We start from the raw sequence: 12,003 nt of genomic DNA, 5'->3' as shown, positions 1-12,003 counted from the left end.
TCTCCAGAAAAAAAGCCCATGGTCAAAGAGACAATGGGCATAAAGTCATGATGAAGGCGCAGTACGCCTGATATGCTCCTTAGTAGTCTCTCTGGACTCTCGTTAAAGGAAATTCATTCTGTTGCTAAAATAATAACGCGCACAGGCGCTTTTGTCAATGCTGGTTAAGCGGATGCTGTGTTTTTTCTCGATCAAACATGAAAACAGCCATTAGCCGATGCGCACCGGCTTTGAACGGTCATCATGTCCGATGAAGTCCGTTTCCCATAGCGGGAACCCGTACCGCGAAGCGTAATTGCGGCACACAGCCAGAAAAGCAGCCGTTTTTCCGTCCAACTCGATCTGGGTGAATTGCCCGATAAGCATACCGTTGATTTTTGCGAACGCGCCCAATTGTTCCAGTTGCGCCAACCCGCTGCACATCGCTTCGTACCTGCCGCCTGCCGATTCGAGGACCAACACTTTATTTTCCAATTTCGGCCAATAAGGGGTCCCTGCAAGCTTCAGGAAGCAGCGCAGATTCCCGCCAGTAAAAACTGCCGCGGATTGTTCGGAGGCGCGTTTTCCGCCTATTTCGATAGTTCCAGTCCAGTCTGCTTCGATTTGGCTGACAAAATCACGGAGGGCTTGTGTTTGGAACGCTTCCTCCCGGCTCACGAGCACCTTGGGATTGTAGAGGACATTCTGGATGCCGGTCTTTGCCTGGATAGCATTCACGATCACGGTATTGTCGCTGTAGCCGAAGTAGGGTTTGGAATTCTTTTTGATGATTTCAAAATCGAGATAAGGCAATATTTCGTTGGCCAAATCCCCGCCGGACAAATCAAATATCGCTTTTACGCTCGCGTCGGAGTAAAGGGACAACAAAGCCCCTGCACGGGATGCAGGGGCCTCGGTTTGTTGTGTCTCTTTATTCAGGAAAAGGACCTCACTCCTTACCGTCTCAAGGCCAAAATCATCCTTGAGTTTCCGGCTGAGTGACGAAACCATTTCCAGCGAGCGATCATTATTCGTCAATCCGTTCGAACAGCTGATGAAGCCGATCGCATCTCCCGGATGCCACATAAAGATCACTACCTTTCTGTCAGACCAAGATGTCTTGGATGGATAATTCCTGAAGTTCAGCAAATATTTTTTCGGGCGTCAATGATTTTTTCATTTCAGCGTCATAATCCTTCATGATTTGGCCGTGGTGCAACACCAGCATGCGGTTTCCGTACTGGATGGCATCCTGCAGGTTATGGGTGATCATGATGCTGGTGAGGTTGTTATCGATGACTTGTTGATTCGTCAATTCCAGGACCAATTTAGCCGTTTTCGGATCCAAGGCTGCCGTATGTTCATCCAACAGCAGGATGTCCGGCCGTTTCATTGTTGCCATCAGTAAAGCGATGGCTTGTCTCTGTCCGCCCGACAACAGCCCGATTTCAGAGTCCATCCGGTTTTCCAGGCCTAAGCCCAATTTTTTCAATTCCTCTTTGAAGAATACTTTTTCTTCATGCGAAGTCCCGAAGCGCAGTGTCCGTTTTTGACCTCTGCGGTATGCTAAAGACAAATTTTCCTGCACAGTCATCCGTGGTGCGGTCCCCATTTTTGGATCCTGGAAGACCCGGCTGATGTAAGGAGCACGTTTGTCTTCTTTCAGGAAGGTAACATTTTGTCCGTTCACGATGATGTCGCCTGTATCAGGCAAGAAGTTTCCGGAAATGGCATTCAACAAGGTTGATTTGCCGGCTCCGTTGCCTCCGACCAAAGTGATGAAATCGCCTTGTCTGACCGTCAGATTGACGTCCTGCAGTGCGTTGACCTGATTGGGCGAACCAGGGTAGAACGTTTTGGAGACATGTGACATCGTCAACATCGCTTCCTGATTAGTCATTTCTCTTCACCTTCTTCCGCAATGAGTACATGTAATAGGTTTCCTTGATTTTCGGCAACGCCAAGAAGAAGGTCAACAATACAGCTGAAATCAACTTAAAGTCATTCGGGTTCATGCCGGCTTCCAATACCATTACCATGATCAAACGGTACAGGACCGAACCCAGCATCAGGCAAACCAACCGAATCTTGAAAGAGACATTCGTGAACAATACCTCGCCGATGATGATTGAAGCAAGACCGATGACGATTGTTCCGATACCCATGCTGATATCGGCGTAGCCATTGTCCTGGGCGATGATGGATCCCGCCAAAGCGACAATCCCGTTCGAAATCATCAAGCCGACGATTTTCATCGTGTTCGTGGAAATACCCAATGAGCGGGCCATCGCTTCGTTGTCACCCGTTGCGATGATAGCTTGACCGAATTCCGTTTTGAAAAAGACGACGTAGAGTCCGATGATGAGGACGACTACCAGCAAGCCCACCGTAATCGTGTCGAAATGTCTGGGAAGGTTCATATCTTTGAAAACCGTGAAAATCGTATCCTTGCCCAAGAGACTGATGTTTGCTCTACCCATTACACGCAAGTTGATGGAATAGAGACCGGTCATCGTCAGAATACCTGCCAAAAGACTGGGAATCTGCAGTTTTGTGATCAGAAAACCAGTGATCAGCCCGGCTGAACTGCCGGCAATGATGGCAAATATAATAGCGATATAAGGATTGGCCCCTAAAGTGATGGCTTGGACAGCCACAGCCGCACCGAGGGGAAACGCACCCTCGGTAGTCATGTCGGCCAAATCCAAAATACGGAAACTTACAAACAAACCCAGTGCCAGAATACTCCAAAGCAACCCTTGGGAGACGGCGGAAATAATCATGTTCATTAAATCTACTCTCCTTCACCTACAAAGATGGCATTCTGTGCGATATCATCGGGAATCTTGATGCCCAATTGGTCCGCTTTCGCTTGATTGATGACCAATTGAATACCGGTCGCGTATTGTACTGGGTAAGTAGCGGGATCGGCTCCGGCCAGGATATCGGCTGCCACAGCACCAGTCTGGGTACCCAATGCATATTGATTCAGACCGATAGTTGCTAATCCGCCTTCTTCAACCATCGTGTCCACAGCCGGGAAAACAGGAATATTGTAAGCATCCGCAACCGGGATCAATGTCGCTAAACCGCTTGCGATGGTATTGTCTGTCGGTACGTAGATGGCATCCACTTCAGAAGCAAGGCTTTCAGCGACTTGCGCGATATCGTTCGTGGAAGTGACCGTTTTCGTGACTGTCTTCAAGCCTAATGAAGCGGCAATTTCCTCAGCCTCTTTAGCGGAGCTGATTGAATTGTCCTCTGCGGATGAATAAAGGATACCGATCGTTTTGGCTTCAGGAAGCAGCTGTTGAATCAAAATAAATTGATCGCGGGCAGGAGTCTTATCGCTGACGCCGGTGATGTTGCCGCCCGGTTTTTCCATTGACTCCACAAGACTGGCAGCTACCGGATCCGTGATGGCTCCCAAAATGATTGGAATATCGCTGGATGCATTCGCCAAAGCTTGTGCTGCAGGGGTAGCGATGCCGATCATGATATCCGCGTCATTCGATACGAACCGCTCCGCTATCGACTGCATATTTGACTGGTCGCCTTGCGCATTTTGGAAATCGATCGTAGCCGTTTCGCCGTCCACATAGCCGGCTTCTTCCAATTGGTCGATGATGCCTTCCCCGATCTGATCGAGTGCCGGGTGGGTCGTCAATTGCATGATGCCGATGTACGGCAAATCCGGATTGATGCTGTCGGTGGAGCTTGCCGCGGAACCGTCCGAAGAGGTGTCCGAATTATTGCTATCCGTATTGCCACATGCCATCAATACTGTCGCTGCCATAAGGGTCAAGATGCTTGCGCGTGCTCTGAATAATTTTTTCATTTCTGATTCCTCCAATTTTTCTGCTTCTTATTCTGTAAAAAAGTGATAAAAAAAGCCGCCATCTGAACCAAGTATGGCGGCTGAATACAGAAAACGCCACACAGACCGATATTGTCTATGTGGCGGCTTAAATATCTTTAGTAATCCACATAGATACTGTTCAGATGTTTCATCTGAGGCTGTATCTACGGACAATCAATACGTCACAAAGAACAACCTACTCCACGTGGCTTTGCCAATCGAAAAAATTCACTTTGGAAACGCGTGTATGTGCTGACATGCTTGATTGCTCCTTTATGCTTGATAATTTAATAGTAACCAATGGGAAAAATAAAGTCAAGAGTAGGATTAGAAAAAGATGAGGTATTCTCATATTCCCTTCCGTTCCCTGTACGCAAATCAAAAAACATGATCCAGGAACCTTCCCTGTGATCATGTTTTTTGTTTTTGATTGACCCAAAAAAACTTCGGGGGAAGTTCAAATTGGCTTTCGAAATGATTTCACCTATTTCGCGTGTACGTGTAATCGAAGGGTGCTGAATAAAGGATGGATATGCATTGAATAATGGCAGTATAAGTTTGCTGATGAAGCTTATGAAAAATCGAGCAAAACACCATACTTTGCAATCTTGTTGATTCATCCATTACGTACTCCATCCCCCCAAGGCTATTTCTCTTCACCACAACACAGTAATGAGATTTTTAATATGCGACAAGCCCAAAGTTCAGTTGTCGCGATGGATTCAGTTTGGATATCGCAATCCTTTTCTTCTGCAACACCCCATGACGTATAGTTGCTGACTTTCTGCTGGTGCTTATGAATGAACAGCAGGCCCCCATTATGATGGGCTCCAATCACAGTGGTGCTGACATTCAACAAAACACGACGACAATAAAGTTGCAACCGCTTCCATGTTTCGATTACTTCCTTAGTATAAGTCACCTCAGTTTAAAAAGCAACATTTTTATGTAATATTATTAACATATTTATTTTACGTGAAATTCCCCCTGTGAAATCCGTGCTGAATTAATTTCCAGTCGTTTAAATCAATGGAACGAACTTCCCGAAAAGTTCACATTGGATTCTAGGGAAACATGCTTACAATACTTATGTATAAGCATTTCAGCATACTATTTTTACACTCTGTTCACCAGCCCCCTACGATTTCTGCGTGAAATATCGGACAGAATATGCAAAGGTGTTTATTAAATTACAAGAAAATAAAAAAATCAAATTAAATGTCACTATGTTGATTGTCTCCTTGGGAAACTAACAGTATTTTGTTTTCATCCACCCCTTCCCGAATTTTCAATGTCCAAAAAACGAATAAATCCCCTTGCCTTTCGGTCGGAACGGCCGTTTTTTCAGTTCGGGTATTTGTGTTATAATGTTAAGGCATATTCAGACATGCCTATAGGAGGTACATCTATGTCTTTTGATGGTATTTTTACGCGTGCGATGGTAAGTGAACTGAACCGGGAGTTGGAAAACGGAAGAATCGGAAAAGTTCATCAACCCTTTCAGCACGAAATCATTTTAACAGTACGCGCCAACAGGAAAAATAAACGAGTCCTGCTTTCTGCGCATCCTTCATATGCGCGGCTGCAAGTCATCGAGGATTCTTTGTCCAATCCGGATTCAGCTCCAAATTTCTGCATGGTGCTCCGCAAGAAACTGGAAGGAGCGATCATCGAAGACATTCGCCAATTAGGCAATGACCGGATCGTCATTTTCTCTTTCCGGAACTTCGATGAACTTGGCGACCAACAGCAACTGGAGCTCATCGTCGAATTGATGGGTCGTCACAGCAACATCTTTTTGATCGATAAAGAATCAAGAATCATCATCGATTGCTTGAAGCATGTGCCTTTTTACCAGAACAGCTTCAGGCCCTTGCATCCAGGCGTAGCTTATCAGCTGCCGCCTCATCAGGATCGGTCGGATCTGTTTGCGCTTGAACCGGACGAGATCGAAAACCTCGTTACGCAATTCGATCCTGAAGTCCCTTTGCGGAACGCTTTACAGCAAACCTTCCAGGGGCTTGGGAGTGATTCAGCGCAGGAAATCGCTCATTATGCCGGTGGAGAAAATCAATCAGTGACGGCAGGCATCCAGCTTTTCAAAGACCGGCTGGAGACGGTGACGCCGACCTTGACGAATGAAGGCAAAAGGAAGCAGCATTTCACGCCCTTCCCTTATGAAAGTCTGACCGGCGAGAAGCAGTCATTCGCTACCCTCAGCCAGCTGCTGGACGCCTACTATGCGGAAAAGGCAACACGCGACCGCATCCACCAAGTCGCTTCCGACTTGCTGCAGATCGTCAGTACCGAACGTAAGAAAAATCAATTGAAGCTGCAGAAACTCGATCAAACTTTGCTGGAAACCGAAAAGGCCGATGTTTTCCGGATAAAAGGCGAACTCTTGACTGCCTATCTGCATCAGTTCGGAAAAGGCCAACAGGAAGTCGTGCTTAACAATTTCTATGACGAGGAAAAACCTGTCACCATCACACTGAACCCTTCCCTTACGCCTTCACAGAATGCCCAGAAGTACTTTTCGAAGTACCAGAAGCTGACTACAGCTGTGAACCACGTGAATGAACAGATCAGGCAGACGCATGCGGAAAACGAATACCTTGAAACGATCGAAACACAGATCCAATTATCCGATCCGCAGGACTTGGAGGAGATCAAGGATGAGTTGAGCGAATCTGGTTACCTGAAGCGCAAGCAGTCGCTGAAGCACAAGAAGAAAAAAGTAAGCAAACCCCATCGTTTCAGATCCACTGATGGCACGAGCATCCTGGTCGGTAAAAACAATCTCCAAAACGATCAATTGACTTTGAAAACCGCCAAAAAGACGGATACGTGGCTGCACGCCAAAAATATCCCCGGATCCCACGTCATCATTGAGAGCAACCACCCGAGCGAGGAAACGATACTGGAAGCTGCCAACATTGCGGCCTACTATTCCAAATTCCAGAACTCGGCCAATGTTCCCGTCGATTATGTGGCCGTCAAGCAGATCCGGAAGCCGAACGGAGCCAAACCCGGCTTCGTCATCTATGAAGGACAGAAGACGGTCTATGTGACCCCCGACAAGGAATTGATCAAATCGTTAAAAGCGGACTGATACCGCAAGAAAAAAGAAGGTACCGACTCTCTTCAACCGAGTCGGTACCTTCTTTTTCTCGACAATCATTTCTTGACCGTATCGAGGTTGTCCGATAAACGCGAAGAATCGGACAACCTGAACGCATTCGATACCGAGCTTGTCCGATAAATACGAAGAATCGGACAACCCGAACACATTCGATCTCGAACTTGTCCGATAAACGCAACAAAGGACCTCCTCATCGCGAGGAAGCCCTTTATTGCGTTTTTACTACTAAGCTTATCCTTTGAACCAGTTCTCCGGGTCTTTGCTCCAGTCTTTCAGCAAATCCAGCTCAGCTTCGGAGATGTAATTCGTTTCATGGGCAACTTCCAACAGTGTGCTGTAGTTGGACAATGTGTCGATCGCTAAACCGGCATCGGCGAAGTTTTTTGTTCCTTTAGCCAATTCATAAGTGAAGATGGCGACGCAACCTAATACGTTTGCGCCTTCCAGTTCAGCGGCTTTGGAAGCTTCGATAACGCTGCCGCCTGTGGAGATCAAATCTTCGACTACAACCATTTTTTGGCCTTCGGTGATTTTGCCTTCGATTTTGCGGCCTGTTCCGTGGTCTTTGGCTTTGCTGCGGATGTAGACCATCGGCAAGTCCAGAATATCGGCGATCCATGCTGCGTGCGGAATGCCTGCAGTCGCTGTTCCGGCGATCACTTCTGCATCCGGGTATTTTTCTTTGATCAGATCAGCCAAACCTTGCGCAATCTGTTTACGTACTGCAGGGAAGCTCATGGTCACGCGGTTATCGCAATAGATCGGGCTTCTCAAACCGGATGCCCAAGTAAAAGGGTCCTGCGGGCTCAGGCTCACTGCTTTGATGTCCAATAATGATTTTGCTACTTCTTTTGCTATCGTCATTTTATTCCGCTCCATTCCATTGGTTCTTGATTTCGTGATAAGCTGCAACGGGATCCGCTGCTTGGGTGATCGGACGACCGACTACGATGAAGCTTGAGCCGATTTCTCTTGCGCGGCCCGGTGTTGCGACACGCTTCTGGTCTCCGACTGCACTGCCGGCCGGGCGGATACCCGGCGTCAAGCAGATGAAGTCTTCATTCGTGTGGTCCTTGATCATGCGCGCTTCCCATGCGGAACAAACGACGCCGTCAAGTCCGGATTTGCAGGTAAGGTCAGCGTAATGCAGGACACTTTCCTGCAGGCTGACTTTGATCAACTGTTCGGACTGCATCGCTTCTTCAGAAGTGGATGTCAATTGCGTGACTGCAATCAGTTTCGGAACAGCGCTCCCTGCCGGCGTGCCGGCTATCAAACCTTCTTTAGCGGCTTTCATCATTTCCGAACCACCTGCTGCATGGACATTGACCATATCGATATCCAAAGCTGCCAAGCCTTTCATGGCGCGATGGACGGTATTCGGGATGTCATGCAGTTTCAGATCCAGGAAGATTTCGTGGCCCAAGTTTTTGATCCATTTCACGATTTCGGCTCCATGCTGGTAATACAGTTCCATACCCACTTTTACATAAAGCGACTCATCTTTGAATAACAGAAGGAAATCTTTTATTTCTTCACTCGTTGAAAAATCCAACGCGATTATCGGTTTATCGTTCATTAAGGATGCCTTCTCTCACTTCATTGATTAATTCCTGCAGGCTGTTGATGCCCAGTTCATCCATGCGTTGCGGAAGCTGTTCGATCAGTTTCGGGCAAACGAACGGATCGGTGAAGTTCGCCATGCCGACGCCGACTGCGCTTGCTCCAGCCATGAACATTTCCAGCACATCATCCACTGTATAGACGCCGCCCATCCCGATGATCGGAATATTGACTGCGCGTGCCACTTGATAGATCATGCGGATCGCTACCGGTTTGATGGCAGGACCGGAAAGGCCGCCTGTTTTGTTGGCGATGATCGGTTTGCGCGTGTGCAGATCGATGCGCATGCCCACCAAAGTGTTGATCATTGAAATGCCGTCCGCGCCGGCAGCTTCAACCGCTTTGGCAATCTCCACGATATCCGTGACGTTCGGTGACAGTTTGACGTAAACCGGAACGGTCGCGCCTTCTTTGGCCGCACGCGTTACGGCAGCTGCCATCTCCGGGTCGGTACCGAACTGCAGTCCGCCTTTGTGGACGTTCGGGCAAGAAATGTTCAATTCGATCGCTTTGACATTCGGTGATTGTGAAACGGCTTTGCAGACTTGGTAATAATCATCGAATGTGTTTCCGGCAACGTTGGAAATCAAAGGCACATCGTATTTTTCAAGCGCTGTGTGCTTCTGTGCAACAACCACCTCAACGCCGGGATTCTGCAATCCGATGGCATTCAGCATGCCGGATGGCGTTTCCGCCAAACGCGGCGTAGGATTGCCTCTGCGGGGCTCCAGTGTCGTCGCTTTCGTCATGATGGCGCCCAACAAGCTCAAATCGTAGAACTTGCCGTAATCCTCGCCGAAGCCGAAACATCCGCTTGCAGGGATGATCGGGTTTTTTAATTCCAAACCGGGTAAACTGACTGCTAATCGATTCATAATACTATCTCCTCTGCTCTGAAGACCGGTCCTTCGACACAGACTCTGTAATTATCGTAAGCTGACGTGCTGTTTTTCTTGTCGCAGACGCAACCGTAGCAAGCTCCGATACCGCAGGCCATGCGTTCTTCCAGCGAAAGGTACGTTTTGCTCGGGTCGAATGTCTTCGCTACCGCCACCAACAAGCCTTTCGGACCGCAAGCGAAGACTGCATCCGGAACGAAGCCATCCAGTTCAGTGAAGTATTGCGTCACGAAGCCTTGTTTGCCGTAACTGCCGTCATCCGTTGCAATGTTCACTTTGCCGAATGCTGCGAATTCTTCTTCATAAAAGACTTCTTCTTTGTTTTTGAAACCGAAGCAGCTCACAACATTGATGCCTTTCGCATGCAATTGTTTTGCCAATTCATAAAGCGGAGGAACGCCGATGCCGCCACCAATCAGTAAAGCGTTTTGGCCTTCTTCGAGCATATCGATCGGATAACCGTTGCCCAATGGCCCCAGGATGTCCAACTCGTCTCCTGCTGTAAGTTTGCTGATGATAGTGGTGCCTTTTCCTTCGGTACGGTAGATAATGACGCATTCTTCCTTCTCGGCATCGATTGAAGCGATGCTGATTGGGCGTCTCAAAAGCAGTTCATCCCCTGGGACACGGATATGCAAAAACTGATCCGGCGCTCCCATTTCATTCACTAATGCACCTTTCAGGCGCAATTCGAAGATATCTTTTGCGATTTCTGTCTGACTTACGACTGTCATCATAGCTTGACTCATAATTATTTTCCTCCTTAATTTTGAAAAAATAAGGTGATCTCAAAAAATGCGATGGAGCAAGCTTCAAAGCAAATTCTTCTGTGTCTCACTGGACACAGTTAAAGAATCACCGACCTGTTGTTTACGCTCTGATCAATGTGACTTTTTCGATGCCGTCGACTTCATCCAAACGGACGGAAATCTGTTCCGCCTGGGAGGTCGGAATGTTCTTGCCGACATAATCTGCCTTGATCGGCAGTTCCCGGTGCCCTCTGTCGATCAGGACCGCTACCGTGATCCGTTTCGCTCTCCCCAGATCCATCACCGCATCCATGCCGGCCCGGATCGTACGTGCGGTGAACAACACATCATCCACCAACACGACATGCTTGCCGGCAACCGAAAACGGAATGTTCGTTTCGTGCAGCACCGGGTTTTCATTCATATCGCGGTGCACATCGTCACGGTAAAGCGTGATGTCCAATTCCCCTACCGGTACCTCGAAGCCTTCAAAATCTTTGATCCGTTCCGCGATGCGCTTAGCTAGGTAAATGCCGCGCGTCTTGATGCCCACCAAAATCAAGTTCTTGGTGCCGTCATTCTTTTCCAATATTTCATGTGTGATGCGGGTCAGCGCGCGTTTCATCGTCTGGGCATCCATGATTTCGATTTCTTCTGCCATGTCCACTACTCCTTCATCGTCAAAATGAAAAAAAATACCCTTATGCATGTGGGCATAAGGGTACAGTCACGTGACGCTATAAAAAATGTGATGCACCTTTTAGCCTCTCTGGACTATTTTAAAGGTTCCTTCAATATTACTGTAATGATAACGAATAGAGGCGTTGCTGTCAATCAGTTTTTGCGCAGTTCCGCCAGTTTTTCGCTATAGAAATCAGGCAAAGGTGCTTCAAAGCGCATTTCTTTGCCCGTCGTCGGGTGGATGAAGCCCAAAGTGGACGCATGCAAATATTGGCCATGGCCGCTGAGTGTATCAGCCGGTCCGTACATAGGATCTCCAGCCACCGGATGGCCGATGTATTTCATGTGGACACGGATCTGGTGTGTGCGGCCGGTTTCAAGGTGCAATTTCAGCAAAGTGAAATCACGGAAACGCTCGATGACATCAAAATGCGTCACTGCCTTTTTACCGCCGTCAGCAACTGTGCGTTTTTTGCGGTCGATCAACATCCGGGCGATTGGCGCATCGATTGTGCCGTCTTCATGCGGGATAACGCCATGGACCAAAGCAAGGTAGGCCCGTTCCATCGTGTGGTTCTCAAGCTGCTCCGCCAATTTCTGGTGGGCTTCGTTCGTCTTCGCGACGACCAACAAGCCGGATGTATCCATATCGATGCGGTGAACGATTCCCGGACGGATATTTGCCGTGCCGTCGGATAGCGCGTTTACGTGAAACAACAAGCCGTTGACCAAGGTGCCGGAAAGATGCCCTTTGGATGGATGAACAACCATCCCGGATGGCTTATTGACGACCAATAGCGCATCATCTTCGTAGATGACGTCCAATGCAATGTCCTCAGGCGTGACATTGATCTGTTCTGGTTCCGGAATCGTCAATTCCAGCAGATCCCCTTCTTGGACCTTATAATTCGATTTGACGGCTTTGTCGTTCACCATCAGATTGCCATCTTTGACCCAGGCCTGAATTTGCGAACGGCTCGTGCCGGTCATGAAATCCGCCAAGATCTTATCGATCCTGCCGGTTTGACCATCAATATTAAAAACGATTTTTTCTGTCATTTGAATCCCACT

Annotated in this window: 11 protein-coding genes; 1 reads left to right on the top strand and 10 read right to left on the bottom strand. The window is 48.1% G+C overall.

Going from position 1 to position 12,003, the window contains the following annotated elements; genetic code table 11:
- Positions 1-210: 210 nt before the first annotated feature.
- The 4 genes from C8U37_RS07035 to trpX are packed head-to-tail and all read right to left on the bottom strand — an operon-like array spanning position 211 to position 3,817.
- On the bottom strand, positions 211-1,065 hold the full coding sequence (locus C8U37_RS07035) for an LD-carboxypeptidase (RefSeq protein WP_108032552.1): 855 nt from the start codon (positions 1,063-1,065) through the stop codon (positions 211-213).
- A 19-nt stretch (positions 1,066-1,084) separates the two neighbouring features.
- A complete protein-coding gene (locus C8U37_RS07030) occupies positions 1,085-1,879 on the bottom strand; it encodes an ABC transporter ATP-binding protein (RefSeq protein ID WP_108032551.1) in 795 nt (264 codons plus the stop codon).
- Positions 1,872-2,768, bottom strand: coding sequence for an ABC transporter permease (locus C8U37_RS07025; RefSeq protein WP_108032550.1), 897 nt, complete (start codon positions 2,766-2,768; stop codon positions 1,872-1,874). The genes C8U37_RS07030 and C8U37_RS07025 overlap by 8 nt, the downstream gene beginning before the upstream one ends.
- Before the next feature lie 5 nt (positions 2,769-2,773).
- Positions 2,774-3,817 carry a tryptophan ABC transporter substrate-binding protein gene (trpX, locus tag C8U37_RS07020; RefSeq protein WP_245879781.1) on the bottom strand — a complete coding sequence of 348 codons (1,044 nt, stop codon included), beginning with the start codon at positions 3,815-3,817 and terminating at the stop codon, positions 2,774-2,776.
- A gap of 1,429 nt (positions 3,818-5,246) precedes the next feature.
- On the opposite strand from trpX, the gene C8U37_RS07010 reads away from it, so the two are divergent.
- A complete protein-coding gene (locus C8U37_RS07010; protein ID WP_108032548.1) occupies positions 5,247-6,950 on the top strand; it encodes an NFACT RNA binding domain-containing protein in 1,704 nt (567 codons plus the stop codon).
- Between the two features lie 261 nt (positions 6,951-7,211).
- On the opposite strand, the gene pyrE is transcribed toward C8U37_RS07010, so the two are convergent.
- The 6 genes from pyrE to C8U37_RS06980 form a co-directional block, all read right to left on the bottom strand.
- On the bottom strand, positions 7,212-7,844 hold the full coding sequence (gene pyrE, locus C8U37_RS07005; RefSeq protein WP_106449535.1) for an orotate phosphoribosyltransferase: 633 nt from the start codon (positions 7,842-7,844) through the stop codon (positions 7,212-7,214).
- A 1-nt stretch (position 7,845) separates the two neighbouring features.
- A complete protein-coding gene (gene pyrF, locus C8U37_RS07000) occupies positions 7,846-8,559 on the bottom strand; it encodes an orotidine-5'-phosphate decarboxylase (protein WP_108032547.1) in 714 nt (237 codons plus the stop codon).
- Positions 8,549-9,478 (bottom strand): dihydroorotate dehydrogenase, encoded by a 930-nt coding sequence (locus tag C8U37_RS06995; RefSeq protein WP_108032546.1) that lies wholly within the window; start codon positions 9,476-9,478, stop codon positions 8,549-8,551. Before C8U37_RS06995 ends, pyrF begins: the two co-directional genes overlap by 11 nt.
- Positions 9,475-10,251 carry a dihydroorotate dehydrogenase electron transfer subunit gene (locus C8U37_RS06990; RefSeq protein WP_211306148.1) on the bottom strand — a complete coding sequence of 259 codons (777 nt, stop codon included), beginning with the start codon at positions 10,249-10,251 and terminating at the stop codon, positions 9,475-9,477. Before C8U37_RS06990 ends, C8U37_RS06995 begins: the two co-directional genes overlap by 4 nt.
- A gap of 121 nt (positions 10,252-10,372) precedes the next feature.
- Positions 10,373-10,912 (bottom strand): bifunctional pyr operon transcriptional regulator/uracil phosphoribosyltransferase PyrR, encoded by a 540-nt coding sequence (gene pyrR, locus C8U37_RS06985; RefSeq protein WP_086984896.1) that lies wholly within the window; start codon positions 10,910-10,912, stop codon positions 10,373-10,375.
- A gap of 173 nt (positions 10,913-11,085) precedes the next feature.
- Positions 11,086-11,991, bottom strand: coding sequence for an RluA family pseudouridine synthase (locus C8U37_RS06980; RefSeq protein ID WP_108032544.1), 906 nt, complete (start codon positions 11,989-11,991; stop codon positions 11,086-11,088).
- Between the last annotated feature and the right edge of the window lie 12 nt (positions 11,992-12,003).

It is taken from the genome of Trichococcus patagoniensis (genome assembly GCF_003051085.1).
Lineage (GTDB): Bacteria > Bacillota > Bacilli > Lactobacillales > Aerococcaceae > Trichococcus > Trichococcus patagoniensis.
This window is presented reverse-complemented; position numbering and strand designations above follow the sequence as displayed.